This window comes from Bradyrhizobium sp. USDA 4504, from assembly GCF_054063995.1.
Genome location: NZ_JBSSGV010000001.1, coordinates 4,917,725 through 4,941,852, shown reverse-complemented (window position 1 = coordinate 4,941,852; position 24,128 = coordinate 4,917,725). Strand labels below are relative to the sequence as shown.

General features: G+C 64.5%; 25 protein-coding genes and 1 tRNA gene. 21 read left to right on the top strand and 5 right to left on the bottom strand.

Annotation, left to right across the window (positions count from 1 at the left end; genetic code table 11):
* Nucleotides 1–3 precede the first annotated feature (3 nt).
* From ACVMB1_RS23250 to ACVMB1_RS23170, 17 genes are all read left to right on the top strand, one after another.
* Nucleotides 4–1,008, top strand: coding sequence for a zinc-dependent alcohol dehydrogenase family protein (locus tag ACVMB1_RS23250; protein WP_076823852.1), 1,005 nt, complete (start codon nucleotides 4–6; stop codon nucleotides 1,006–1,008).
* Nucleotides 1,009–1,014: 6 nt separating this feature from the next.
* The gene (locus ACVMB1_RS23245) at nucleotides 1,015–2,088 is read left to right on the top strand and encodes an ABC transporter ATP-binding protein (RefSeq protein WP_141339628.1); all 1,074 of its coding nucleotides are present in this window, start codon (nucleotides 1,015–1,017) and stop codon (nucleotides 2,086–2,088) included.
* Nucleotides 2,089–2,129: 41 nt separating this feature from the next.
* A complete protein-coding gene (locus ACVMB1_RS23240; RefSeq protein ID WP_456849261.1) occupies nucleotides 2,130–3,038 on the top strand; it encodes a sugar kinase in 909 nt (302 codons plus the stop codon).
* Nucleotides 3,035–4,072 carry a tagatose 1,6-diphosphate aldolase gene (locus tag ACVMB1_RS23235; RefSeq protein WP_076823861.1) on the top strand — a complete coding sequence of 346 codons (1,038 nt, stop codon included), beginning with the start codon at nucleotides 3,035–3,037 and terminating at the stop codon, nucleotides 4,070–4,072. Before ACVMB1_RS23240 ends, ACVMB1_RS23235 begins: the two co-directional genes overlap by 4 nt.
* Nucleotides 4,073–4,746: 674 nt before the next feature.
* Nucleotides 4,747–6,105, top strand: coding sequence for an ABC transporter substrate-binding protein (locus ACVMB1_RS23230; protein ID WP_028335636.1), 1,359 nt, complete (start codon nucleotides 4,747–4,749; stop codon nucleotides 6,103–6,105).
* Nucleotides 6,106–6,171: 66 nt separating this feature from the next.
* Entirely contained in the window at nucleotides 6,172–7,146 is a 975-nt protein-coding gene (locus ACVMB1_RS23225; RefSeq protein WP_141339626.1) for a carbohydrate ABC transporter permease, read from the top strand.
* Entirely contained in the window at nucleotides 7,143–8,120 is a 978-nt protein-coding gene (locus tag ACVMB1_RS23220; protein WP_016843403.1) for a carbohydrate ABC transporter permease, read from the top strand. The genes ACVMB1_RS23225 and ACVMB1_RS23220 overlap by 4 nt, the downstream gene beginning before the upstream one ends.
* Nucleotides 8,117–8,335 (top strand): hypothetical protein, encoded by a 219-nt coding sequence (locus ACVMB1_RS23215; RefSeq protein ID WP_057021016.1) that lies wholly within the window; start codon nucleotides 8,117–8,119, stop codon nucleotides 8,333–8,335. The genes ACVMB1_RS23220 and ACVMB1_RS23215 overlap by 4 nt, the downstream gene beginning before the upstream one ends.
* A 4-nt stretch (nucleotides 8,336–8,339) precedes the next feature.
* Nucleotides 8,340–9,437 carry an ABC transporter ATP-binding protein gene (locus ACVMB1_RS23210; RefSeq protein WP_057021015.1) on the top strand — a complete coding sequence of 366 codons (1,098 nt, stop codon included), beginning with the start codon at nucleotides 8,340–8,342 and terminating at the stop codon, nucleotides 9,435–9,437.
* Nucleotides 9,430–10,455 (top strand): ABC transporter ATP-binding protein, encoded by a 1,026-nt coding sequence (locus tag ACVMB1_RS23205; protein WP_076823867.1) that lies wholly within the window; start codon nucleotides 9,430–9,432, stop codon nucleotides 10,453–10,455. The genes ACVMB1_RS23210 and ACVMB1_RS23205 overlap by 8 nt, the downstream gene beginning before the upstream one ends.
* 21 nt (nucleotides 10,456–10,476) lie before the next feature.
* Nucleotides 10,477–11,100, top strand: a complete 624-nt coding sequence (dhaL, locus tag ACVMB1_RS23200; RefSeq protein ID WP_057021013.1) for a dihydroxyacetone kinase subunit DhaL — start codon at nucleotides 10,477–10,479, stop codon at nucleotides 11,098–11,100.
* The gene (gene dhaM, locus ACVMB1_RS23195; protein ID WP_028163196.1) at nucleotides 11,097–11,489 is read left to right on the top strand and encodes a dihydroxyacetone kinase phosphoryl donor subunit DhaM; all 393 of its coding nucleotides are present in this window, start codon (nucleotides 11,097–11,099) and stop codon (nucleotides 11,487–11,489) included. The genes dhaL and dhaM overlap by 4 nt, the downstream gene beginning before the upstream one ends.
* Before the next feature lie 31 nt (nucleotides 11,490–11,520).
* Complete coding sequence (locus ACVMB1_RS23190; RefSeq protein WP_233475452.1) at nucleotides 11,521–11,823, top strand: HPr family phosphocarrier protein; 303 nt, start codon at nucleotides 11,521–11,523, stop codon at nucleotides 11,821–11,823.
* A 1-nt stretch (nucleotide 11,824) separates the two neighbouring features.
* Nucleotides 11,825–13,444 (top strand): phosphoenolpyruvate--protein phosphotransferase, encoded by a 1,620-nt coding sequence (gene ptsP / locus ACVMB1_RS23185; protein WP_076823870.1) that lies wholly within the window; start codon nucleotides 11,825–11,827, stop codon nucleotides 13,442–13,444.
* Entirely contained in the window at nucleotides 13,437–13,859 is a 423-nt protein-coding gene (locus ACVMB1_RS23180) for a hypothetical protein (RefSeq protein WP_057021010.1), read from the top strand. Before ptsP ends, ACVMB1_RS23180 begins: the two co-directional genes overlap by 8 nt.
* A gap of 37 nt (nucleotides 13,860–13,896) precedes the next feature.
* Complete coding sequence (gene dhaK / locus ACVMB1_RS23175; RefSeq protein ID WP_076823874.1) at nucleotides 13,897–14,880, top strand: dihydroxyacetone kinase subunit DhaK; 984 nt, start codon at nucleotides 13,897–13,899, stop codon at nucleotides 14,878–14,880.
* Between the two features lie 334 nt (nucleotides 14,881–15,214).
* Nucleotides 15,215–15,400, top strand: coding sequence for a hypothetical protein (locus ACVMB1_RS23170; RefSeq protein WP_158074156.1), 186 nt, complete (start codon nucleotides 15,215–15,217; stop codon nucleotides 15,398–15,400).
* 115 nt (nucleotides 15,401–15,515) lie between these two features.
* On the opposite strand, the gene ACVMB1_RS23165 is transcribed toward ACVMB1_RS23170, so the two are convergent.
* On the bottom strand, nucleotides 15,516–15,686 hold the full coding sequence (locus tag ACVMB1_RS23165) for a hypothetical protein (RefSeq protein WP_244558641.1): 171 nt from the start codon (nucleotides 15,684–15,686) through the stop codon (nucleotides 15,516–15,518).
* A gap of 246 nt (nucleotides 15,687–15,932) precedes the next feature.
* Nucleotides 15,933–16,124, bottom strand: a complete 192-nt coding sequence (locus ACVMB1_RS23160; protein WP_076823877.1) for a hypothetical protein — start codon at nucleotides 16,122–16,124, stop codon at nucleotides 15,933–15,935.
* Between the two features lie 161 nt (nucleotides 16,125–16,285).
* Here ACVMB1_RS23160 and ACVMB1_RS23155 point away from each other — a divergent pair, with 161 nt between their 5' ends.
* Nucleotides 16,286–17,083: a helix-turn-helix transcriptional regulator gene (locus ACVMB1_RS23155; RefSeq protein ID WP_057021007.1), complete on the top strand. Its 798-nt coding sequence runs from the start codon at nucleotides 16,286–16,288 to the stop codon at nucleotides 17,081–17,083.
* Nucleotides 17,084–17,103: 20 nt separating this feature from the next.
* Here the strand turns inward: ACVMB1_RS23155 and ACVMB1_RS23150 are convergent.
* Together ACVMB1_RS23150 and ACVMB1_RS23145 are read right to left on the bottom strand one after the other, a co-directional pair.
* Nucleotides 17,104–17,179 (bottom strand) — tRNA-Ile (locus ACVMB1_RS23150).
* A gap of 191 nt (nucleotides 17,180–17,370) precedes the next feature.
* The gene (locus tag ACVMB1_RS23145) at nucleotides 17,371–18,339 is read right to left on the bottom strand and encodes a Bug family tripartite tricarboxylate transporter substrate binding protein (protein WP_057015085.1); all 969 of its coding nucleotides are present in this window, start codon (nucleotides 18,337–18,339) and stop codon (nucleotides 17,371–17,373) included.
* A gap of 119 nt (nucleotides 18,340–18,458) precedes the next feature.
* Between ACVMB1_RS23145 and ACVMB1_RS23140 the strand changes: the two genes are divergently transcribed.
* Nucleotides 18,459–19,427 (top strand): TAXI family TRAP transporter solute-binding subunit, encoded by a 969-nt coding sequence (locus ACVMB1_RS23140; RefSeq protein ID WP_057014857.1) that lies wholly within the window; start codon nucleotides 18,459–18,461, stop codon nucleotides 19,425–19,427.
* Between the two features lie 126 nt (nucleotides 19,428–19,553).
* Here ACVMB1_RS23140 and ACVMB1_RS23135 read toward each other — a convergent pair whose 3' ends face one another.
* Complete coding sequence (locus ACVMB1_RS23135) at nucleotides 19,554–20,765, bottom strand: ABC transporter substrate-binding protein (RefSeq protein WP_076823879.1); 1,212 nt, start codon at nucleotides 20,763–20,765, stop codon at nucleotides 19,554–19,556.
* A 186-nt stretch (nucleotides 20,766–20,951) separates the two neighbouring features.
* Between ACVMB1_RS23135 and ACVMB1_RS23130 the strand changes: the two genes are divergently transcribed.
* Together ACVMB1_RS23130 and ACVMB1_RS23125 are read left to right on the top strand one after the other, a co-directional pair.
* The gene (locus ACVMB1_RS23130; RefSeq protein WP_076823882.1) at nucleotides 20,952–22,073 is read left to right on the top strand and encodes a molybdopterin-binding protein; all 1,122 of its coding nucleotides are present in this window, start codon (nucleotides 20,952–20,954) and stop codon (nucleotides 22,071–22,073) included.
* 9 nt (nucleotides 22,074–22,082) lie between these two features.
* On the top strand, nucleotides 22,083–24,032 hold the full coding sequence (locus ACVMB1_RS23125; protein WP_076823884.1) for a molybdopterin biosynthesis protein: 1,950 nt from the start codon (nucleotides 22,083–22,085) through the stop codon (nucleotides 24,030–24,032).
* Nucleotides 24,033–24,128: the final 96 nt, after the last annotated feature.

The following is a 24,128-nucleotide window of genomic DNA, read 5'->3' as shown; positions in this document are numbered from 1 at the left end:
CTGATGAACGTGTCACCCCGTCCGAATTCGATCATGCAGGCCGCGGTCTTCCACGGCGGCGACCGCATCACCATCGAGCGCGTGGCAATGCCTGACGCCGGCACAGGTGAAGTGCTCGTGCGCGTTTCGCGCACCGCGCTGTGCGGTTCTGACTTCAAGCTCTGGCACAAGGGCGCAGAGTTCACCGCCGGCCATGAGATTTTCGGCGTGGTCGAGCAGCCGGGTCACCGGCTACATGGTCGCCGCTGTGCCGTCTATATTCCACTCCACTGCGACCATTGCGCGGCCTGCAAGCGCGGCGATACCCAGATGTGCCTGGAGGTCTCCAGCCTGATCGGCTGGAACCGGCCGGGCGGCTACGCCGAATACGTGCCGGTGCCGGAAAATTGCCTGCTGCCGGTGCCCGATGACATCGAGGACAGCCTTGCGCCGCTCTTGCTCGACACCATCGGCACGTCGGGCCACGCCGTGCGTTTCGTCAGCCGCGTGGTGACGCCCGGTGAGGCCGGACCTGTTCTTGTCATGGGCGCCGGGCCGGTCGGCCTCGGCGTCGTGCTGGCGCTCCGTGCGTTCGGCTACAACGACATCTACGTTGCCGACCCCAATGCGACGCGGTTGAAGATCGCGCAATCCTTCGGCGCGAAGGCGTATCCCGTGGGCGACACCTCGAAGCGCTTTGCTCTCATCATGGAATGCTCCGGCGCGCATGCGGCGCGCAATCTCGGCATCGAGCTTGTCCTGCCGCGCGGCGCGCTGGTGCTGGTCGGCGAGAACGCCGCGCCCTGGACCATCGAGGAGGGCAAGGTGTTCCGCCGCAAGGACTTCTACATGATCCGGACCTTCTACTTTCCGGTCTCGGATTTCGAGCCGAACATCGAGCTGCTGCGCAAGTTCAAGGACGAATACCGCGTCCTCGTCGACGGCGAGTTCGGCCTGTCGGCCCTGCCTGAGAATTTCGCCCGCTTTGCCAGGGGCGAGCTGATCAAGCCGGTACTGGCGCTGGATTAAGCGATCATGGCCTCGATCTCGATCCGCAACCTCGTCAAGCGCTACGGCAGTTTCACTGTGATCCCCGATCTCAATCTGGAGATCGCGGACCATGAATTCGTCGTCTTCGTGGGGCCGTCCGGCTGTGGCAAGTCGACCCTGCTGCGAATCATTGCGGGTCTCGAGCCGATCACGTCGGGTGACCTCTACATCGGCGACAAGCGCGTCAACGGCGTGCAAGCTGCACAGCGCGACATCGCGATGGTGTTCCAGGACTACGCGCTCTATCCGCACATGCGCGTCTACGACAATATGTCGTTCGCATTGGAGTTGCGGGGAACGCCGAAGGCGGAGATCGATGCGCGCGTGAAGCGTGCCGCCGCGCTCCTGCACATCGAGCCCTATCTCGACCGCAAGCCGAAGGAGCTCTCCGGCGGACAGCGCCAGCGCGTCGCCATGGGCCGTGCGATTGTGCGCAATCCCAAGGCGTTCCTGTTCGACGAGCCGTTGTCCAACCTCGACGCAAAACTGCGCGGACAGGTGCGGGCCGAGATCAAGGCGCTATCGCAGGAGCTCAAGACCACCATGGTTTTCGTGACCCATGACCAGATCGAGGCCATGACGATGGCTGACCGGATCGTGGTGCTCCAGAACGGGACGATCCAGCAATACGACACGCCGGAGACGGTCTACGAGCGGCCGGCCAACCAGTTCGTCGCCGGCTTCATCGGCTCGCCCGCCATGAACTTCTTCCCGGTCGAATGGCGTGAGGAGCGCGCGATCCTTTCGCAAGGCGCAACGGCGGTGCCGCTGGACGGTGAGGCCGCAAGCCGTCTGCAGCAGGCGGGAAATGCCGTGCTCGGCATCCGTCCTGAACATTTTGCCGTCACGACCGATGCGGCAGACGGCATCGCCATCAACGTCAAGCTGGTCGAGCCGCTCGGCTCGGATACCCTGATCCATTTCGATCTCGCCGGCGTCTCCGCGATCGCAAGGGTCGATCCAGCGCTGCGACCAAAGCTCGGCGATCGCCTCAGTTTGCGGCCGCAGCCGGGCAAGACGCATTTGTTCGATGCAGCGAACGGGCAGGTTTTGCGGTGAGCGCGTCGGCGAACATAGCAGCTCTTTCGGCGCTCGCAGACGTGGCGTCCGAGGCCAGGCCTGTCCAGGTGATCTGCCTTGGGCTATCCGCGCTCGATCAGGTCTGGCGCGTCGATCGGCTCTTTGCGGGCAACAGCGAGAAGATAAAGTCCATCGACTACGGTACCCTTGGCGGCGGAATGGCCGCCAATGCCGCGGTCGCACGGCTCGGTGCCTCCGTCGCGTTCTGGGGGCGGGCAGGGGACGATGCCGCCGGGCACGAGATGCGGTCGGCTTTTGCGGCCGAAGGCGTCGACGTCGAGAATTTCCGGCTGTTCCCTGATGGCCGCTCATCGGTCTCGGGGATCATCGTCGACAGTTCGGGCGAGCGGCAGATCGTGAACTTCCGTGGTCTCTTTCCGGAAGCGGCCGATTGGCTTCCGCTTGAAGCCGTCGCTCGCGCATCCTCGGTGCTGGCGGATCCGCGCTGGGTGGAGGGTGCTGCGACGCTGTTTCGCGAGGCGCGTGCGCGCGGCATTCCGACGGTGCTCGACGGCGATATGGCTGATGCCGAGGTATTCGAGCGACTGCTGCCCCTGACCGACCACGCGATCTTTTCCGAGCCTGCGCTCGCTTCTTTCGCCGGATCTGCCAAAGACGAATCTCTCGCAGCACTGGCGCGGCTGGGCTGCAGTGTCATCGCCGTCACGCGCGGCGAGGGTGGCGTCAGTTGGTACGAGAATGGCCAGCTGCACCGGCGCGCCGCCTATGCCGTCGATGTCGTCGATACCACCGGCGCCGGCGACGTCTTCCATGGCGCCTATGCCCTTGCGATCGGCGTCGGCCTCGATGTGCGCAACGCCATGGCGTTTTCTGCAGCCACGGCCGCGATGAAATGTCGCCACGCCGGTGGCCGCAACGGAATCCCCACCATCAACGACTGTCTTGCATTCATGAGGACGAAGCCATGAGAACGATTGGAAAGAACCGCGGGCTGGGCCGCCTTGCTGACGCGGAAGGCCACTTTCGCATGGTCGCGCTGGATCAGCGGCCGCCGCTGTTCGATGCCATTGCGAAGGCGAAGGGAATCACGCGGGATCAGGTCGAATATTCCGACGTCACGGCGGCCAAGCGGCTCCTCGTGGAGAACCTCGCACCGCATTGCAGCTCGATGTTGTTCGACCCGAATTTTGCCGTGCCCGCAGCGATCGATCTGTTGCCGCCGCGCTGCGGCCTGATCATGACGCTGGAGGAGCATCGCGTCGAGGAGACCGCGGGCGGTCGCAAGTCGCGCGCGATCGCCAACTGGAGTGTGGAGAAAATTCGCGCCATGGGCGGCGACGCCGTCAAGGTGCTGGCCTGGTATCGGCCGGATGCGGACGCCGCGGTCAACGAGCATCAGAAGCGCTTCGTGCGCGAGATTGGCGAGGAGTGCGCCCGCCACGACGTTCCCTATGTTCTTGAACTGCTGGTCTATCCGTTCCTTGGCAGCGCCAATCACACCGCCGATTATGTGGAATCGCCCGGCAAGCTGCCGAGCCTCGTCATCGATAGCGTGCGCGAGTTTGCCAAGCCCGAATACGGCGTCGATCTCCTGAAGCTTGAGAGTCCCCTCGCGGCCAACAGCCTGCCGGCCCGTGACGGCAGCGCCGAAGCCAAGGCCGCGCAGAAGGAATTCGATGCAATCGGCGATATCTGCCGCGAGCGGAGCATTCCCTGGGTCCTGCTGTCGGGCGGCGCCGCGCCGGAAAAATTCGAACGCGTCCTCGACTTCGCCTATGCCGCGGGCGCGGGCGGTTTCCTGGCCGGTCGCACCATCTGGCTCGATGCCGTCCTGAAGAATTTCCCGGACCTTGGGGCGGTTTCGGCGAGCCTGCGCAAGGACGGCCTCGGCGTGCTTGAGCGGCTCAACAAGCTGACGACGGCCAAGGGCACGCCGTGGAAGGCGCGCTTTCCGGTATTCACTGACATCAAGCAGGAGGGTGACTTCGCGCGCGCCTATTGAAACGGTGACGGCTCCACGTGTCTTGGTGGGCCCGGCAGGACTCGAACCTGCAACCAGACCGTTGTGAGCGGCGGAGCAAGATCAGCTTCGTTGATCAAGCTGCACCATGCTTGAGTTCGATGGCGTTCGTCGCGCTTTGGTGAGGTCGTTTTCTGGCGCGAAACCGGTGCGGTTCGCGGCAATGGCGGATTTCGGCCGAAGCTGAGGCTGCTCGCGCGCCCAATCGCTTTGTTGAACGTTCAGTAAAGTCGCATACTAAACATGCTGGCTGCGGCTGACCTTCCGGCTTCCCTGTTATCGGGACGGACCGAATTGCGTCCTCCGGACCAGATCGGCAATCGTTGTTCGCCGCATTCGCTGCAATTATGGGGAAATTTGCTGCATTGCAAACGTCGACGCTTGCGCGTGCGAGCGTCGGGAATATTTTCGCCAAGGTCGCGAGAACCGGCTTGACGGGCCAAAAAATTTAGTACTACGTTTAGTAATACAAAAACTAAACATCGCGCATCGAGCGCCGATGTGCAGGAGGAGCCCAAGCCATGCCGGAGCCGTCTCCGGCAGCGGTCCGTCTCGTCCTTCACTCATCGCTCCTCAAACTCGGTTTCAGGGTCTTGGCGTCGCTCCGGCAGGGCGCGCTGAGCGGGTTGGACGCTTCAACGAGAGAGGAAACGGATATGCGGACATTCAATTGGCTGAGAAGCTCAGCGGCCACCACGGTTCTCGGGGCGGCGCTGCTGGGGATATTTGGCGGAGGCGAAGCTGCGGCCCAGGGTAAGCAGCTCACGCTGTGCTGGGCGGCATGGGATCCGGCCAACGCGCTGGTCGAACTCGGCAAGGATTTCACCAAGCAATCCGGCATCGAGATGAAGTACGAGTTTGTCCCCTGGACGAGCTACGCGGATCGCTTCCTCAACGAGCTCAACTCCCACGGCAAGCTCTGCGACCTGATCATCGGCGACAGCCAGTGGATCGGCGGCGCCGCCGAGAACAAGTGGTACGTCAAGCTCAACGATTTCTTCGACAAAGAGCACATCTCGATGGACGACTTCGTCCCGGCGACCGTTGTCGGTTATTCGCAGTGGCCGAAGAATTCGGCGAACTACTGGGCGCTGCCGGCGATGGCCGACGCCGTGGGCTGGACCTATCGCAAGGACTGGTTCTCGCGGCCCGACATTCAGTCGGCTTTCAAGGCCAAGTACGGTCGTGATCTGGCGCCGCCGAAAACCTATGACGAGTTGAAGCAGATCGCGGAGTTCTTCCAGGGCCGCGAGATCGACGGCAAGAAGGTCTACGGCGCCTACATCTTCACCGAGCGCGGCTCCGAAGGCATCACGATGGGCGTGACCAACGTCCTCTACAATTACGGCTTCAGCTACGACAATCCGAAGAAGCCGTACCAGATGCAGGGCATCGTCAATTCCGCCGAGGCGGCCAAGGGGCTCGAATTCTACAAGGAGCTCTACAAGTGCTGCACCGCGCCGGGCATGACCAACGCCTACATGCAGGAAGGGCTCGATGCCTTCAAGTCGGGCCAGGTGGCGATGCAGATGAACTGGTTCGCCTTCTTCCCCGGCCTCTACAAGGATCCGAATGTGGGCGGCGACAAGATCGGCTTCTTCGTCAATCCGGCTGGCCCGAACGGGCACTTCACCCAGCTCGGCGGACAAGGCATCTCGGTGGTTGCGACCTCCGACCGCAAGGACGACGCGCTCGCCTATATCAAGTGGTTCGCGCAGCCCGCCGTGCAGCAGAAATGGTGGCAGATCGGCGGCTACTCGGCGCTCAAGGCGGTGGTCGACGCGCCGGACTTCCCGAAGAGCGCGGCGTTCGCGCCGCAATTCCTGGAGTCGATGGGTATCGTCAAGGACTTCTGGGCCGAGCCGTCCTACGCCCAGCTGCTGCTTGATATGCAGAAGCGGGTGCACGACTACGTCGTCGCCGACAAGGGCACGGCGCAGCAGGCGCTCGATCTCCTGGTCAAGGACTGGACCAAGGTGTTCAAGGAACAGGGCAAGCAAGTCGCCTCGCAATAGCCCGAACGCCGCGTCCCAACTGAACTGGCTTCCCCGAGGTCAGCCTCGGGGAAGACGAACCAGCCGATGGACAAGATGACGACGATCCTGCAACCCGACCATGCTACGATCCCGGGCGTGAGCGAGCCCGCCAAATCCCGCGCCGTGCGCCGCGGCCATGGTCTGTCCGACCGGACCATCGCGTGGCTGTTCGTCGCGCCGACGATTGCGCTGCTGCTCGCGATCAACATCTTTCCGCTGGTCTGGATGATCCGGCTGTCCTTCACCAGCCTCAACCTCAGCATGTCCTATCTGCCGCTGCGGTTTGTCGGGCTCGACAATTTCAGCGACATACTCAACGACGAGGACGTCTGGTTCCGGCTCCAGACCACCGCGCAATTCGTGATCTGCTCGGTCGCCTTGCAGGTCGTGGTCGGCTTTGGGCTCGCGCTTCTGATCAACCGTCAGTTCCGCGGCCACAGCTTTTGGACCACGATCATCCTGCTGCCGATGATGCTGTCGCCGGCGGTTGTCGGTAATTTCTGGACGCTGCTGCTGCAGCCGCAGATCGGCCCGTTCAACTATCTGATCAGCTTGTTCACCGGTGTGCCGCCGAGCTCTTTCAGCATGACAGGGCAAGTCGCGCTCGCGCCATGGACCATCGTGCTCGTCGACACCTGGATGTGGGCGCCGTACGTGATGCTGATCTGTCTCGCCGGGCTGCGCTCGATCCCGGATTATATCTATGAGGCGGCCGAAGTCGATCGTGCCTCGGCCTGGCGGCAGTTCTGGTCGATCACGCTGCCGATGACGGTGCCGTTCCTGATGCTGGCGGTGCTGTTTCGCGCGATCGAGAACTTCAAGATGTTCGACATGGTCAACCTGCTGACCTCGGGAGGGCCGGGGTCGACCACCGAGCTCGTATCGATCACGCTGAAGCGTGCGGCATTCGAGAAGTGGCGCACCGGCTATTCGTCCGCGCTCGCCATCATCCTGTTCGTGACAGTGTTCGGGGCCGCCAACATCTACGTCAAAGCGCTCAACAAGGTGAAGCAACGATGACCGCTGCCGTAGCCAAATCGGTCCTGGCCAGATCCAGCGCACACTCGATCGTCGAGGCCTCGCCGCGCACCAAGGCATTCGCTGGTGCTCTCGTCATCCTCTATGCGTTGATCACGATCCTGCCGCTGGTCTGGATCGTCGCCACCGCCTTCAAGTCGCAAAGCGATGCCATCGCCTATCCGCCCAAGGTGATCTTCGAGCCGACGCTCGAAGGTTATGTCAACCTGTTCACGGTGCGCACCCGCCAGACACCTGATTTCATCGCCAAGTTGCCGCCCCCGGAGACCTGGTATGACAAGCTGGTCCGCAAGCATGACATGGTCATTGCCGGACCGTCCAAAGTCGTCCCGCGCTTCGTCAACTCGCTCATCATCGGGTTCGGTTCGACCTTCCTCGCCGTCTTCCTCGGTACGCTCGCGGCCTACGCCTTCTCGCGCTTCCGCATTCCGCTGGCGGACGATCTCCTGTTCTTCATTTTGTCGACGCGGATGATGCCGCCGGTCGCGGTCGCGATCCCGATCTATCTGATGTACCGGCAGCTCAACCTGACCGACACCAGGCTCGGAATGATCCTGCTCTATACCGCCGTGAACGTCTCGCTCGCGGTCTGGCTGCTCAAGGGGTTCATCGACGAGATCCCACGCGAGTACGAGGAGGCGGCCCTCGTCGACGGCTACACGCGACTGCAGGCGCTGCGCAAGGTGGTGCTGCCGCAGGCCGTCACCGGAATTGCGGCGACCGCGATCTTCTGCCTGATCTTCTCCTGGAATGAATACGCCTTCGCGGTTCTGCTGACCAGCGGCGAGGCGCAGACCATGCCGCCCTTCATCCCTTTCATCATCGGTGAGGGCGGGCAGGACTGGCCGGCGGTTGCCGCCGCGACCACGCTGTTCGTCGTCCCGATCGTCATGTTCACCGTGCTGCTCCGCAAGCATCTGTTGCGCGGCATCACCTTCGGAGCGGTGCGCAAATGAGCGGTTCAGCTGTTGTTAAGGAGGCCAAGGGAACCAAGGGGACATTGCACCGCTTCTTCAGCCGCGGGCGCTGGGAGGCCGTTGCGATGACCCTGATCGGGGGCGGCATCTTCATGCTGGTGCAGCCCTTCTCGATCGATCTCTACAGCTATTCATTCGTGACGATTCTGGCCGGCACGGTAGGCTTCGTCGTCGTCAGCCACTTTCCGGAATAGGGACATGGCTCAGATCCGCATCGAAAATCTTCGCAAGTCGTTCGATCAGTTCACCGCGGTGGAAGGGTCGACCTTCACCATCGACGACGGCACTTTCTTCGCGTTGCTCGGCCCTTCCGGCTGCGGCAAGACCACCACCTTACGCATGATTGCTGGCCTCGAGCTGCCGACCGAGGGCAAGATCCTGCTCGACGGGGAGGACGTCACGTTCCACCGCGCCGCCGCCCGCGATATTGCGTTCGTGTTCCAGCTGTTCGCGCTCTATCCGCATATGAATGTCGGGCAGAATATCGGCTTCCCGCTGAAGTGCCAGGGCATGGCGCGGCACGAGATTCGCGAGCGGGTGCAGGAGACCGCGCGGATGCTGCGGATCGAGCATCTGCTGTCGAGCAAGACATCAAAGCTCTCGGGCGGCGACCGCCAGCGTGTCGCGCTCGGGCGAGCCATGGTGCGGCGCCCGAAGGCCTTCCTGATGGACGAGCCGCTGGGCGCGCTCGACGCCGAGTTTCGTCATCTGATGTGCGGCGAGCTGCGCGATTTGCACGATCGCATCAAGGCGACCACGGTCTATGTCACCCACGACCAGCTCGAAGCGATGTCGATGGCCGACCAGATTGCGATCATGAACAAGGGGCGCGTGGAACAGATCGGCACGCCGCAGGAGGTCTACGACCGGCCCGCCAGCATGTTCGTGGCCGACTTCATCGGCTCGCCTCCGATGAACTTCCTGCGCTTCGAGGGCGGCCTGCGATCTGGTGACCGGGCGATCAATTTTCACGACACCAGGCTCGTGGTGCCCGAGATCCGCGAGGACCGCCCCAGCGCTGCGCTGGCCCTCGGGATTCGTCCAGAACATATTCGATTCACCGACGCCGGATCCGTTCGCGGCGAGGTGTTCGGCGCGGAATATCTCGGCACGACGCAGATCGTCACGATCGACACGGCCTATGGACGGGTCGCGGCGCGGCTGCCGTCGAGCGCCTCGGTGCAGATCGGAGAGACCGTCGGCCTCGAATTCAACTCCGGTCGGCTCTCATTGTTCGATGCCGGCAGCGGCCTTGCAATCAGGACCGCCGGCGAGGAGGGGGGGCGCCATGGTTGACGTCAGCTTACGCAACATCAGCAAGCGCTTCGGCGCGGTGGAGGCAGTGCGCGACCTCTCGCTGACCGTGAACGACGGTGAGTTCCTCGTCCTGCTCGGGCCGAGCGGTGCCGGCAAGACCACGACGCTGCGGCTGATCACCGGGCTCGAGAGCCCCGACGCCGGTTCGGTCATGATCGGCGGGCGCGATGTGACGCATGATCCGCCGGGTTCACGGGACATCGCATTCGTGTTCCAGCAATATTCGCTGTATCCGCATCTGTCGGTCTATGACAACCTCGCATTCCCGCTGCGCTCTCCGGCACGGCGCGTGCCGGAGCCGCTGATCCGGAAGCGTGTCGAGCAGACCGCGGAGCTCCTGCACATCGCCAGCAAGCTGAATAATCGTGCCACCCGCCTGTCGGGAGGTGAGATGCAGCGGGTCGCGATCGGCCGTGCGCTGGTGCGCGATCCCTCGATCTATCTGATGGACGAGCCGCTGTCGTCGCTGGATGCAAAGCTCCGCGCCGAGCTTCGCCTCGAGCTGAAGCGGATCCAGCTCGAGCTCGGCGCGACCATCCTTTATGTGACCCACGACCAGGTCGAAGCCATGACGATGGCGTCAAGGATCGGCGTGATCAAGGACGGCCGGCTGCTTCAGCTCGGCACGCCGAGGGAGGTCTACGAAAATCCATCCAGCAGCTACGTCGCGTCGCGGCTCGGGACGCCCCAGATCAATTTCCTGCCCGCACGGCTGCTGTCCGATGTGGCGATACCGCCGGAAACGGAGACGGTCGGCATCCGCACCGAGCACCTTCAGATCGCCGCGCGCAACGGCGGGCAGATGGTCGGTCGGGTGCATCGCGTCGAGCATCTCGGCGAGCAGAATCACGTTCACCTCGACTATAAGGGCGAAACGCTGGTGACGCTGGCGGATCCGCACCAACCGCTGCGGGCCGGCCAGGAGGTTGAATTGCAACTGGTGCGTCCGCTGTGTTTCGACCGGGCGGGGCAACGCATCGGCGCGATGGTCCAATAGGGGAGCGAGAGGTTCAGATAGATGTCTGTGCAACCGGAGACATTCAAGTCGCTGCTCAAGGCGGCCGCCGAGCAGGTCATCGCCAGCGCGCCGGAGCTCACGAGCCTGGACCAGGCGATCGGCGACGGCGACCACGGGACCAACATGAAGCGCGGCTTCGAAGCCGTGCTCGGCAAGCTCGATGCCATCTCGGCGCAGCCGCTCAACGAGGCATTCAAGGCGATTGGCAAGACCCTTGTCATGACGGTCGGCGGCGCCTCCGGCCCGCTTTATGGCAGTTTCTTTCTCGCCGCGGGCGAGGCGCTGTCGCAAGACAAACACCTGCCCGACGATCTCGCCGACGTGTTCGGTAGCGGAGTGGACGCGGTGAGCGCGCGCGGCCGCTCGCAGGCCGGCGAGAAGACGATGCTCGATGTGCTCGTTCCGGTGCTGGAGACACTGAAAGCGGGCGCCGGCCAGCCCGATCTGATCGAGCGGGTGCGCATCACCGCGGCTGAAGCGGTTGAGCGCACAGTGCCGATGCAAGCCACCAAGGGCCGGGCGTCGTTCCTCGGTGCGCGCAGCGTCGGTCATGTCGATCCGGGGGCACGATCGAGCTGCGTTCTGCTGCACGCTGTGTGCGCTGGCCTGGAGGCGCGGCAATGACCGATACCGTAGGGATCGTGATCGTCTCGCATTCCCGGGATATCGCCAAGGGAACCGCGGACATGGTGCGGCAGATGGTCGGCAGCGAGGTCAAGGTCGCCTTCTGCGGCGGCAATCCCGATGGTGGTCTCGGCACCAGCGTGCCGCTGATCATCGACGCCATCAACGATGCCTGGTCATCAAAAGGCGTTGCTGTGCTTGTCGACCTCGGCGGCGCCGAGACGAACAGCGAAATGGCGGTCGAAATGCTGGAGCCGGCGCGGCGTGATCTCGTTGTCGTCTGCAACGCCCCGATCGTCGAGGGCGCCGTCATGGCGGCGACCGAAGCTGCGGGCGGCAGCTCGCTGGCCCAGGTCAGGGCCGTGGCCGAGGAACTCTCTGCCGACTGAGCCGGCGGGGAAGCGATGATGGATGATGAGCATGCTTGATAAAGCGGACGAACAGATCTTCACCGGCAGTGTGCGGTTGGTGCATGCGGTTGGCATGCACGCGCGCCCCGCGGTCAAGCTGACCAAGCTCGCCAAGAAGTTCCAGGCTCAGATCTCGGTGCGGGTCGCGGGCGCGCCTGAATGGATCAATGCCAAGAGCGTGGCCAAGATCATGGCAATGCGCGCGGCACATGGCAGCACGATCGAGATCAAGGCCTCCGGTAGCGATGCCGAGGCTGCGGTCGCGACGCTGGTCGATCTGATCGCAAGCGATTTTCCGGATGGAGCACCATAGCATGCAGGGCGGCGCTGCAGGTCTGGCCTACCGCGGCAGGACCGCCTCGATCGGCTTTGCCCATGGCCCGTTTGTCCGTGTCGATGCGGGCGCGGCCGGCGAGCGCGTGGCCGGCACACTGGTCGAGGAGGCGCTGGCCTTGCGCAATGCGATCGACGTCGCGAGTGGCCAGATCGCGGATCTTGCCGCCAGCGCCGGCGGCGAAGCTGCGCAGATTCTCGAATTCCAGGTTGCGCTGCTGGAGGATGAGGATTTGATCGAGGCGATCTTCGCGTCGATCGGCGAGGGACGTCCGGCCGATGTCGCATGGCGTTCGACGCTCGACGCGCACATCGCCGACTACAATTCCGCACCGGACGACTATCTGAAAGCGCGTTCCTCCGATCTTGCGGATTTGCGCGACCGCGTGGTCCACATTCTGCGCGGCGACCAGGGGCAGCCGCTGAAGATCCCGAGCGGGGGCGTGGTCTGCGCCGACGATCTGCCGCCATCGCGATTCCTCGAGATTGACTGGTCCGGCGGCGGCGGCCTGGCGCTGTTGCGCGGCAGCCCGACCAGCCATGTCGCGATGCTGGCGCGCGCGCGCGGCATCCCGATGGTGGTGCAGCTCGGTTCAATTCCAGACATCGGCACCATGGCGTTGCTCGACGGCGAAGGCGCGATGCTGGAACTCGATCCCAATGCCGAACAGGTCCGTACTTTCGAGAAGCGGCGCGACAGCCATCTCAAGAGCAGGGCATCCGCGCGCGCAATCCTGCGGCGGCCGACAGCCTCCTGGCGCGGCGAGCGGATCAAGCTCTTCATCAATATCCAGCGCGTCGAGGATCTCGAGCATGCCGACGCGCAATATGCCGACGGCATCGGCCTGATGCGCACCGAGTTCCTGCTGACGGAGCGCGGTGGCCTGCCCGACGAAGAGACACAGTTTCAGGCTTACGATGCGGTGTTGCGTTGGGCAGACCGGCGACCGGTCACCATTCGCACGTTTGACGCGGGCGGCGACAAGCCGGTGCCGGGCTTCACGGTGGACGGCGAAGCCAATCCGTTCCTCGGGGTGCGCGGCCTGCGCCTGTGCCTCGCCCGGCCCGAGATCTTTGCGGTTCAGCTCCGCGCGCTGGCGCGGGCCGCGGTGCGCGGCAATCTCAAGGTCATGTTCCCGATGGTCACCTCGGCGGACGAGCTCGAGGCGGGACGGAAGCTGTTCGCCGATGCCGTGCAGCGCTTGCAGGCGGACGGCATTGCCGCAATGCTTCCCGATCTGGGAATCATGGTTGAAGTCCCGGCGGCGGCCCTTGCGGTATCTAGCTTCAAGGCCGCCTTCTTCTCGATCGGCTCGAACGATCTCGCGCAATATGTCCTGGCCTGCGATCGTTCCAACGGAGCTCTCGCCCCCTTGATGGACCCTCTGCATCCCGCAGTGCTCGAACTGATCGCGCGGACCGCGGAGCACGGCCGCCGCGCCGGCATCAGTGTCAGCCTCTGCGGCGACATGGCCGGTGATCAGCGCTGCCTGCCCGCCTTGCTGAATTGCGGACTGCGCGAATTGTCCGTGAACGCCTCGGCGCTGGCGCAGATCAAGCACACCATTGACCGGCTGAGCAGCGGAGGCAGCGTTGGCTGACACGGCGGCCGATGAAGCGCCCGAAGCGGGCGCGGTTGCGGTCTACAAGCGCATCTTCAAGGAAGTCCTTGAGAGCCGCCCGTCCGGCATGCGGCTTCGACTGGCCCATGCCATGGGCAAGAACCGCAGCTTCGTCAGCCAGATCAGCAATCCCGCATATCCGGTGCCGATCCCGGTGCAGCATCTCAACACGATCTTCGATGTCTGCCACTTCCCGCCACAGGCGAAGGCAGCCTTCCTTCGCGCCTATGCGCGCGCACATCCGCGCCGCGTCGGCCGGTTGAGCGAAGGCTCGCACGAGCGGACGCTGACGCTGCATCTGCCGGACCTCGGCAGCACCAAGCGCAACGCCGAGCTTGACACGCTGCTCCAGGAGTTCACGCGGCGACTGATTGACATCATGCGGGAAAAATAGGCGAGAAACGCCAAACGGACCAAGCGGGGAGGACACCATGAAGAAGTTCATCAATTCGGTCGACAACGTGCTCGGCGAAAGCCTCGACGGTTTCGCGGCCGCGCACGCCGATCTGGTTGTGCTGGGCGCCGAGCGCAAATTCGTCCGCCGCCGCGAGCTGAACTCGAAGAAAGTTGCGCTGGTCTCGGGCGGCGGCAGCGGGCACGAGCCGCTGCATGCGGGCTTCGTCGGTTACGGCATGCTGGATGCCGCCTGTCCCGGCCAGGTGTTCACTTCGCCGACGCCGGACCAGATCGTCGAGGCCGCACAGGCGGTCGCGGGCGATGCCGGCGTCCTGTTCATCGTCAAGAACTATGCCGGCGACCGCATGAACTTCGAGATGGCAGCCGAGATCGCCGAGGGTCGCATCGCCACCATCGTGACCGATGACGATGTCGCGGTCGAGAAGTCGACCTACAGCGCCGGGCGGCGCGGCGTCGCCGGCACCCTGATCGTCGAGAAGATCGTCGGCGCCGCGGCCGAGAAGGGCGCCGATCTTAAGACCTGCGTGGCGCTCGGCGAGCGCATCAACGCACAGACGCGCTCGATGGGCGTTGCGCTGACCAGCTGCACCGTCCCGGCTGCGGGCACGCCGACCTTTGCACTTGCCGAAGACGAGATGGAGATGGGAGTCGGCATTCACGGCGAGCCTGGCCGCCGCCGCGTCAAGCTCGCAGAGGCCGATGCGATCGCATCGGAGATGACGGCAGCGATCGCCGGCGATCTCGCGGCGCCCGCGGGCTCCGAGGCCCTGCTGCTCGTCAACGGCTTCGGCGGCACGCCGACGATCGAGCTCTATCTGATGTACAACGCGACGCGCCGGATGCTCGAGGAGCGGGGCCTGCGCATCGCCCGTTCGCTGGTTGGCAGCTATGTCACATCGCTGGACATGGCGGGTTGCTCGCTCACCGTAAGCCTGCTCGACAGCGAGACCACCGGGCTCTGGGATCATCCCGTGCGTACGGCCGCATTGAAATGGTGACTGCTGTGGTGGGCGGCCGCTGATTTTCAGATTGCGCCCCGATCGACGATGGGCCGGGGTCTCAGGCATGCACCGGAAGTCTGCCGGTTCACCCTCCCTGAAACTTGCCGTGTCCTTCGGGCGCGGCATCTTTTTTGCGTGGAGGAGACAAGGGCTTCGGCGATCGTGAGTGCCAAGCCATTGATTTATTGCTGGGCCCGGCAGGACTCGAACCTGCAACCATGAACGGGCATAGCGGTTCGGTTGTGAATTCGCTCCTGGATGCTTGCTCCACAATTCGCCTGATGCGGAGCATTTGGACTGTTCGGACAGCGTTAAGAGGCAGCAGAACCGAGTGAAGGATGAGGATTGGATACAAGCCGTCGAAGAACGCATATGCGATGAACGCGACATTGCTCAAGATGGCCGTGATCCTGAGCTGGAGCATCGTCTTCATGCAAAACGTGGCGAAGACGAGAAGAGATGCGAGATAGCCGGCGGCTTCAACCCAGGATTTCGAGCCGCAGAGCAAAACGTCTGAGCAGCGCATTTCCGCGTCCTTCTATGAACTTGACCCTGAAGAGCGCGACGAGCCCTGCACATGTGGCTCAACGGGCTTGGATACCGAAGCAAGCGCAAAATCAGATGCTGATCGGCTAGAAGAATCCGGCACTAAGATCCAGCCCATAAGTCATCGACAGCAGCCACACCAAGAGGGCGGCTCCACAGAACAACGCGGTCTCCTTGAGGACGTTTGCCTGCAATGACGATGCGGGGAATACCCGGACAAAAGCGTTAGCAATCGCAGCAGCTGCAGCGGCGCGCATGATGATCTCCAGGAGTTGGTTAATGACTGGGCGTCAGCGAGCATCGTGCTTCACGCACGAGCCCGCGATTCGGCTCTCGGCGACGGGGGCTTCTTCGATCTCCCAGAATGCCCAGACAAAGCAGGGCCAAAGGCAAACCGAAATCAGCATGAGCAAAGATGCCCGATCGTGAACGGTCTGGATCCACAATTTCCAATGCAAATGAAATCTCGGCTCCAGGCAAATGGTGCGCCAACAGCGCCTCGATCAGGGAATGTTGATCGCCGGCAGCGGGCCAGTGGGGCGGATCAACGCTTTAGCAGGTTGCTCCTGCGTGAAGGCCGCGAGTGCAATCAAAACGGCGCATAATAGGGCGATGAAAAAGCCGAGACGCCACCGCCGCTGCGTCCGGTCGTCGTCGGGCGTGTCAAGCCGGCGCGCGCCCGTTGCTGTGCGCATCGTTAATCTCCGAATATCGTGACGGTGAGAAGGCCAGTCTTCCCAACACCCGCACTGAATATCTCGCCAGTTGATGCGTCTGGGAACTACCTAGAAAGGTGGTCCGGTGTCTCCTATGCTCGAAGGTCGGTGATCTGCGCACTCGTTTCGGGGGGGGGGACATGTATCTATCCACGGATTCCACCAATCCGCAGAATCAAGATGTCTATGCACTCTGGGATCGGCTGGCCGAGTTTTCCGTCGGCGACGGCGACGCCGCACTGACACATCTGCTAGCCGCACTGCGTACCATGTTGTCGGCACGCAATGTGCTATGGGGTGTGGTCGTGCGATTGCCGTCGCCGAAGCGGGCCGATCCCTTGCTCGGTTGGCGTCCGCGCCTCGTCCGGGTGCTGGACCCGATACCGGCGGTGGCAGCATCCGTGCAGAAGCAGTTCGATACGCTCTGGTCCCGCGACGTCGACCTGTCTCAGATCCTTTCCATGTCGGGAGATGAGCCGTTCCGGGTCCGCCTGCTGTTCGAAGCGCTGCCGCCGGAATGGTTCGAGGGCGAGCACTATCGGCGGCACTATCTGGACGTCGGATTCGCCGACAGCATCTCCGTGCGCATTGCGCTCAACGACGACGTGAGGATTCGCCTGTTCGTATTTCGCGATGCGGAGGCCCCTCGCTTCTCGGCACAGGACGGCCAGCGTCTGGGCTTCGTGATGCGCGGGTTGAGATGGTTTCACCGTCAGCAACTGCTCAGCCACGGCCTGCTCATCGCCAATGCACCCCTGACACCTGCTGAACGCAGGGTGTTGCTCGCACTGCTCGACGGGCACACGGAAAAGCAGATCGCGCAGAGGCTTGACCAAAGTCCGAACACCACGCATTTCCACGTCAAGTCGATCTACGCCAAGTTCGGCGTGCGTAATCGCTCGGCGCTCACCGCGCTGTGGCTCGGCAAGCTGCGATAACGAACTTACAGTTGATTTGCTGGTGGGCCCGGCAGGACTCGAACCTGCAACCAGACCGTTATGAGCGGCCGGCTCTAACCATTGAGCTACAGGCCCCGCCGCCTTGCGGGCCGTGGGGCGCGGCCGGCAACGGTGCGGGCTCCGTTTACAGGCTGGCTGCGGTTTCGGCAATGCCGCCCCCGCGTCCCTGCCATCGCCGCCGGGCAGCCACGTCTCGCGGCTGGCATGCTGGAACAGCGGCCGGCAGCCATCCTGCCTGGCCCTCCGTCTTTCTGGCGACCGGCGCCCTAATCCACTGAGACGCCTGCAAACTCGACGACTTTGCGCCATTTCTCGGTCTCGTCGGCCACCAGCTTGCCGAATTCGGCCGGGGCCATCGGCTTCGGGATGCCGCCGACCTCGGCGAGGCGCGCCACGAGCTTGGGGTCCTTCAGCGCTTCGCCGACCGCCTTGTTGAGCGCATCGACGATCTCGGGCGGGGTGCCCTTCGGCGCCGAGATGCCGTAGAAGCCGACCGCCTCGAATCCCGGCACGGTCTCGGCGATCGCCGGCACGTCGGGCACGCTCGCCCAGCGTTTCGGCGAGGTGACGCCGAGCGCGCGGACGTTGCCGCCGCGGGCCTGCTCCAGCGCCGACGGCAGATTGTCGAAGATCAGCTGCACCTTGTTGGAGATGATGTCGGGGAAGGCGATCGCGGATCCCCGATACGGCACATGCAGCATGTCGCACTTGGTCATCGCCTTGAACAACTCGGCCGACATGTGCACCGAGGTGCCGTTGCCCGAAGAGGCATAGGAGATCTTGCCCGGATTGGCCTTGCAGTAGTCGATGAACTCCTGGACGGTCTTCACCGGCATCGCGTTCGAGACCACCAGCATGTTGGTGAGCTGCATGATGCTCGCGACCGGGGTGGTATCGCGCAGGAAGTCGAACGGCAGCTTCTTGTAGAGCGAGGTCGAGATCGCATTGTTGGGCGCGACGAACAACAGCGTATAGCCGTCAGCCGGCGAGTTGATAGCGGCCGCGGCGGCGATGTTGCCGCCCGATCCGGTGCGATTCTCGACGATGAATTGCTGGCCGAAATGATCCGACAGCCACTGGCTCATGATGCGGGCGACGATGTCGACCGGACCGCCGGCGGCAAACCCGATCACCCAGCGCACCGGGCGGTTCGGATAGTCGGATGCGGATGAGGGGGCAATCGAGGCGAGGCAGCAAATCAAACCAAGCAAGGCGACACGCGCGAACTGGATCATCGTCTCTCCCGTCATTTTCTTGTGACTGTTGCCGGCATGGTTTCACAAAACGCTGGCTTTGCCTACGACGTCGCCCGTGCGACGATAGTCGGGTTCGTGTGGAATGCTTGAGGCTCGGGATGAAATTCGCTGTTATGATGTGCGCCGGCGCGCTGCTGCTCGCGGACGGGGCGGCGGCGCAAGAGGGGAGCAAGACCATTTCCAAGACCACGATCAGTTTCGCCACGGCGACGCCGGGTGGCGGCTTTCCGCTCTATGGCAATGCCTTCGCCGAGGTGATGAATGCGGCCGACCCGACGCTGTCGATCGAGCCGCGCAACACCAAGGGCTCCAATGAGAACATCCCGCTGCTCGAGGCCGGCAACGTCGATATCGCGACCGTGGCGGGCGAGCCGTCCTATGAAGCCTTCATGGGCATCGGCCGGCCGAAGGCCACGAAGCTGAAGATCCTCACCGCGATGTATTCGAGCCCGGGCATGTTCGTGGTGCGCGCGGACAGTCCCTACAAGACTATCCAGGACCTGGTCGGCCAGCCCGTCGCGTTCGGCGCCAAGGGCTCCGGCCTGCCGATCCTGTCGCGCTACATCCTCGACGGCATCGGGCTGAAGCAGGACGAGGACTTCAAGTCGATCTATCTCGATCGCGCCGGCGACGGGCCCGCGATGGTTGAGGATGGCCGCGCCGCCGCACTGTGGGGCGCCGGCATCGGCTGGCCCGGCTTCACCAAGATGGCCGAGAGCGCCACCGGCGCGCGCTTCATCGCGCCGACCGCGGACGAGATCGCCCGCATCCGCGCCAAGCACACGTTCCTCAAGCCGCTGACGATCCCCGCCGGCAGCTATCCGAAGCAGACCGCGGCAATCTCTTCGGTCGGCTCCTGGAGCTACATCCTGGTGCGCGAGACCTTGCCCGACGACGTCGCCTACCGGCTGGCGAAAACGCTGCACGGCATCGAAGCGACCTTCTGCACGAAGCTCGCCCAGGCGTGCGAGACCACGGCGGCGAACACGCTCGCCGCCGCGCCTGATATCAACCTGATCCACCCCGGCGTGCTCAGATATTTCCGCGAGATCGGGGCGGCGAAATGACTTCTGCATGGACGCGCTATCGCGTCTATGCAGAGGTCATTCCGGGGCGCGCGAAGCGCGAACCCGGAATCTCGAGATTCCGGGTTCGATGCTGACGCATCGCCCCGGAATGACGACCTTCGGTCGTCATTTCTTCGCCATCGCGCAGGCCGGGTCCGGCGGGCCGAACGCGTCCTCGCCCGAGATCTTGGCCAGGATCTTGTAATAGTCCCACGGATATTTCGACTCGGCCGGGGTCTTGACCTGCACCAGCCAGAGGTCGTGCACCATCAGATTGTCCTCGCGCAGCTTGCCGTTGCGGGCGAAGAAGTCCTCGACCGGCTTCTCGCGCATCTTGGCCGCGACCTTGAGCGGATCGTCGGTGCCGGCATCCTTGATCGCGTTCAGATAGGCGGTCACGGAGGAGTAGACGCCGGCCTGCCACATCGTCGGCATCCGGTTCATCTTGGCGAAATAGCGCTTCGACCACTCGCGGGTCTTGTCGTCCATGTCCCAGTAGAACGAGGTGGTCAGCAGCAGGCCCTGCGCGGCCGACAGCCCGATCGAGTGGATGTCGGTGATCAGCGCCAGCAGCGCCGCCATCTGCTGCCCGCCGGCGAAGACGCCGAACTCGGCGGCGGTCTTGATCTCGTTGGTGTTGTTGGGCGGTCCGCCGGCAATGCCGATGATCTTGGCCTTCGAGGCCTGCGCCTGCAGGATGAAGGACGACAGATCGGGCGTCGCAAACGGCGGCCGCACCGCGCCGAGCACCTTGCCGCCGTTCTTGGTCACGATCGCGGAGGCGTCCTTCTCCAGCGAGTGACCGAACGCATAATCGTCGGTGATGAAGAACCAGCTGTCGCCGCCGCGCTTCACCACCTCCTGCGCGGTGCCGACCGCGAGCGCCCTGGTGTCGAATACCCACTGTATCGCGTAGGGCGAGCAGAACTTGCCGTGGAAATCGGTCGCGCCGGTCGAATGCGTGATGAAAAGCTTCTTCTTCTCGTTGGCCATGTTCTGCACCGCGAGCCCGACCGCCGAGACCGGCACGTCGACGATGAGGTCGACCTGATCGACGTCATACCAGCGTCGCGCGATGGTCGCGCCGATATCCGGCTTCAGCTGGTGATCGCCGACGATCACCGAGATTGGCTTGCCGAGCACCTTGCCGCCGAAATCGTCGACGGCCATCTGCGCGGCGGTGACCGAGCCCTGGCCGGTCGGCGTCGAGGCGGGGCCGTTCATGTCGGTCAGCACGCCGATCTTGACGATGTCGTCGGATACCTGCGCCGATACGCTCGGGGAGGCCAGCAGCGTGGCTGCGAGCGTCCCGAACATGGCTAATCTGGTGGCCTTCATTCTGTCTCCCTCCTGAATTGGCGCATTGGCCATTATTGGTTGTGCCGGGCCTTCGGCGACCCGGTCATATTGGTTTCTTTTGCAACTATATTGAGGGACCGCGTCAACGCGCCATCGGTCTAATGACGCAGCCCCGGTGCGGCGAGAGACAGTTTCTTTCGGGGCCGATTCAGTTCATAGCGGGCCATGGTCACCGCCCAGCGCCTTCCGCCTTCGCTCACCCCGCTCGTTGCGGCACTGGCTGCCGTGCTGCGCGACGTCGGGCCGGTCCAGCCGATCGCGTTGCCGCCGGCCGACGCCTTGCGCTGCATTGCGGCCGAGATGCCGGCCTTGCGCGCCTATCCGCCGCGCGATGTCGCGGTCAGCGACGGGTGGGCGATGCGCGCCAATGACCTGGTCGGCGCGTCGTCCTATGCGCCGTTGCCGCTGGCCGAACCTCCGGTCTGGGTGGCGGCAGGCGCTGCGATGCCTGATGGCACCGACTGCGTGGTCGATGCCGATGCCGTCGATACCTCCGGTCCGCTTGCGCAGGTGCTCGCCGAAGCAATCCCGGGGCAGGGCGTCAGGCGTGTCGGCAGCGACATCGCCGTTGGGCGCACCGTGATCGCAGCAGGGGAGCCGCTGCTGCCGCGCGGCCTGCTGCTCGCGCGCGCGGCCGGACTGCAGATGTTGCGCGTGCGACGGCCGCGGCTTCGCATCGTCAACGTCGCCAATGGTGAGCTGACCGCACAACTGATCGCTGACACCGCGCGCCTCGCGGGCGCTGAGGTCGTCGGCATCGAGGCGGCACCCGATGTGGCGGCGATTGCAAACGCACTCGAACCAGACGGCTGCGATCTGATGGTCACGATCGGCGGCACCGGCGTTGGTCACACCGATGCCGCGGTGAATGCGCTGGCAACGCGTGGCGCACTGATCGCGCACGGCATTGCCCTGCAACCGGGGCGCACCGCAGCGGTCGGCCGTATCCACACAACGCCGGTCGTCGCCTTGCCGGGCGCGCCGGATCAGGCTTTCGCGGCCTGGTGGGCGATTGCGCTTCCCCTGCTCGACCGCCTGTCGGGCCGGCGCGCGCGCAAAACACTGGCGCTGCCGCTGGAACGCAAGATCGCCTCCGGCGTCGGCGTTGCCGAGGTCGTGCTGCTGATACGTGCGCAAGGTACTCAACAGGATTCCTGGGCGGCACTTGCCATCGGCGACCTGTCGCTCGATGCCGTCGCGCGCGCCGAAGCCCTGCTGATCGTGCCTGGCGATGCCGAGGGCTTTGGTGCGGGCACGGTGGTCGATGCCTATATGTTGCGGGAGTGAGTTCCCGAGATGAGCAACACGTTCACGCCGAAACCCAACCCTTCCGTCGAGCAGGACCAGTTCCTGACCATCCTGTCGCGCGAGGAGGCGCTCGCGCGCTTCGAGGCGGCGCTGTTCCCGCGCCAATTGCCGTCCGAGAAACGGCTGCTCGCCGATGCGCTCGGCCGTGCGCTGGCGGAGGACGTGGTGGCGCCGATCGACGTGCCGCCATTCGATCGCTCCAATGTCGACGGCTTTGCGGTGCGCTCGGCCGATCTGGCGCGCGCCGGCGAGGCCGCGCCGGTGCAGCTCGCGCTGAACGACGAGACGATTTCGTGCGGGACCGCGCCCACCATGCCGGTGCTCCCGGGTACTGCAACCGCGATTGCGACCGGCGGTCCGGTACCGCGCGGCGCTGATGCCATCGTGATGGTCGAGCACACCCAGCCTGCCGGCCACGGCACCATCGAGGTCCGGCGTGCGGCGTCGCCCGGCCAGTTCGTGTCCTATGCCGGCTCCGACATCGCGCGCGGCGAGGCCCTGCTGCGCGCGGGAACGATGATCGGGTCGCGCGAGATCGGCATGCTCGCGGCCTGTGGCATCGCCGAGGTTGCGGTGACGCGCCGTCCGCGCGTCGCGATCCTCTCGACCGGCGACGAACTGGTGCAGCCGGGTGAGAAGCTTCGGCCGGCCGCGATCTACGACACCAATGGTGCGATCGTCACCGCGGCGATTGCCGAGAACGGCGGTGACGCGTCGTTCCTTGGCGCGATCGCCGACAATGAGGCGACGCTCGAGGCCGCGATGCGCAAGGCGCTGGCGGACAGCGACATGCTGGTGCTGTCGGGCGGCACCTCTAAGGGCGCGGGTGACGTCTCGCACCGGATCATCGCTCGCCTCGGCAAGCCCGGCATCATCGCGCATGGCGTGGCGCTGAAGCCCGGCAAGCCGCTGTGCCTTGCGGTGTGCGACGGCAAGCCGGTGGTCATCCTGCCGGGCTTTCCGACCTCGGCGATGTTCACCTTCCACGACATGATCGTGCCGGTGCTGCGGCGGATGGCCGGGCTGCCGCCGCGATCGGATGCCAAGGTGGCGGCGAAGGTGCCGGTGCGCATCGCCTCCGAGCTCGGGCGTACCGAGTTCGTGATGGTGTCGCTGGTCGAGGGCGCCGACGGCCTGATCGCCTATCCCGGCGGCAAGGGCTCGGGCGCGATCACCTCGTTCGCGCAGGCCGACGGCTTCCTGAAGATCGAGGCGCTGGCCGACCAGTTGCCGGCCGGCAGCGAGGCCGAGGTGACGCTGTTCACGCCGCATGTGCGGGTGCCCGATCTCGTCATCGTCGGCAGCCATTGCACCGGGCTCGATCTCGTCACCGCGCCGCTGGCGCATGCCGGTCTCGTGGTGCGCTCGATCGCGGTCGGCAGCCTCGGCGGGCTCGCTGCCGCCAAGCGCGGCGAATGCGATCTCGCCCCGATCCATTTGTTCGACGACAAGACCGAGACCTACAACACGCCGTATCTGGCCGACGGGCTCGAACTGGTGCCGGGCTGGCGGCGCATGCAGGGCATCGTGTTTCGCAAGGACGACACGCGCTTTGCCGGCTTGAGTGCAGAACAGGCGGTGCGCGCCGCGCTCGCCGATCCCGCCTGCATCATGGTCAACCGCAACCAGGGCGCCGGCACCCGCATCCTGATCGATCGCTTGCTGGCGGGCAGCCGGCCCGACGGTTACTGGAATCAGCCGCGCTCGCACAATGCGGTTGCGGCCGCGGTGGCGCAGCACCGCGCCGACTGGGGCATGACCATCGCGCCGGTCGCCGATGCGTCCGGACTCGGCTTCATACCGCTCGCCGAAGAGCATTATGACTTCGCATTGGTGACGGCGCGCAAGCAGCGGCCCGCAGTGCAGGCCTTTCTCGACGCACTGGCGTCGGATGAAGGGCGGGCTGCATTGACGAAGGCGGGGTTCAGGCCGGCGTAGCCGGTGTGCCGCTCTGCCGCACCATCACAGCTGTCGTCCCTGCGAAAGCAGGAACCCATACGCCGCGGCGGGCGTTACAGGCGGGCCTCGCCGTTC

Bases quoted from the DNA above. Each gene is read 5' to 3' on its own strand.
- ACVMB1_RS23250 (WP_076823852.1), top strand. From the start codon at position 4: ATGAACGTGTCACCCCGTCCGAATTCGATCATGCAGGCCGCGGTCTTC.
- ACVMB1_RS23245 (WP_141339628.1), top strand. From the start codon at position 1,015: ATGGCCTCGATCTCGATCCGCAACCTCGTCAAGCGCTACGGCAGTTTC.
- ACVMB1_RS23235 (WP_076823861.1), top strand. From the start codon at position 3,035: ATGAGAACGATTGGAAAGAACCGCGGGCTGGGCCGCCTTGCTGACGCG.
- ACVMB1_RS23230 (WP_028335636.1), top strand. From the start codon at position 4,747: ATGCGGACATTCAATTGGCTGAGAAGCTCAGCGGCCACCACGGTTCTC.
- ACVMB1_RS23225 (WP_141339626.1), top strand. From the start codon at position 6,172: ATGGACAAGATGACGACGATCCTGCAACCCGACCATGCTACGATCCCG.
- ACVMB1_RS23220 (WP_016843403.1), top strand. From the start codon at position 7,143: ATGACCGCTGCCGTAGCCAAATCGGTCCTGGCCAGATCCAGCGCACAC.
- ACVMB1_RS23215 (WP_057021016.1), top strand. From the start codon at position 8,117: ATGAGCGGTTCAGCTGTTGTTAAGGAGGCCAAGGGAACCAAGGGGACA.
- ACVMB1_RS23210 (WP_057021015.1), top strand. From the start codon at position 8,340: ATGGCTCAGATCCGCATCGAAAATCTTCGCAAGTCGTTCGATCAGTTC.
- ACVMB1_RS23205 (WP_076823867.1), top strand. From the start codon at position 9,430: ATGGTTGACGTCAGCTTACGCAACATCAGCAAGCGCTTCGGCGCGGTG.
- dhaL (WP_057021013.1), top strand. From the start codon at position 10,477: ATGTCTGTGCAACCGGAGACATTCAAGTCGCTGCTCAAGGCGGCCGCC.
- dhaM (WP_028163196.1), top strand. From the start codon at position 11,097: ATGACCGATACCGTAGGGATCGTGATCGTCTCGCATTCCCGGGATATC.
- ACVMB1_RS23190 (WP_233475452.1), top strand. From the start codon at position 11,521: ATGCTTGATAAAGCGGACGAACAGATCTTCACCGGCAGTGTGCGGTTG.
- ptsP (WP_076823870.1), top strand. From the start codon at position 11,825: ATGCAGGGCGGCGCTGCAGGTCTGGCCTACCGCGGCAGGACCGCCTCG.
- dhaK (WP_076823874.1), top strand. From the start codon at position 13,897: ATGAAGAAGTTCATCAATTCGGTCGACAACGTGCTCGGCGAAAGCCTC.
- ACVMB1_RS23165 (WP_244558641.1), bottom strand. From the start codon at position 15,686: ATGCGCGCCGCTGCAGCTGCTGCGATTGCTAACGCTTTTGTCCGGGTA.
- ACVMB1_RS23160 (WP_076823877.1), bottom strand. From the start codon at position 16,124: ATGCGCACAGCAACGGGCGCGCGCCGGCTTGACACGCCCGACGACGAC.
- ACVMB1_RS23155 (WP_057021007.1), top strand. From the start codon at position 16,286: ATGTATCTATCCACGGATTCCACCAATCCGCAGAATCAAGATGTCTAT.
- ACVMB1_RS23145 (WP_057015085.1), bottom strand. From the start codon at position 18,339: ATGATCCAGTTCGCGCGTGTCGCCTTGCTTGGTTTGATTTGCTGCCTC.
- ACVMB1_RS23140 (WP_057014857.1), top strand. From the start codon at position 18,459: ATGAAATTCGCTGTTATGATGTGCGCCGGCGCGCTGCTGCTCGCGGAC.
- ACVMB1_RS23135 (WP_076823879.1), bottom strand. From the start codon at position 20,765: ATGAAGGCCACCAGATTAGCCATGTTCGGGACGCTCGCAGCCACGCTG.
- ACVMB1_RS23130 (WP_076823882.1), top strand. From the start codon at position 20,952: ATGGTCACCGCCCAGCGCCTTCCGCCTTCGCTCACCCCGCTCGTTGCG.
- ACVMB1_RS23125 (WP_076823884.1), top strand. From the start codon at position 22,083: ATGAGCAACACGTTCACGCCGAAACCCAACCCTTCCGTCGAGCAGGAC.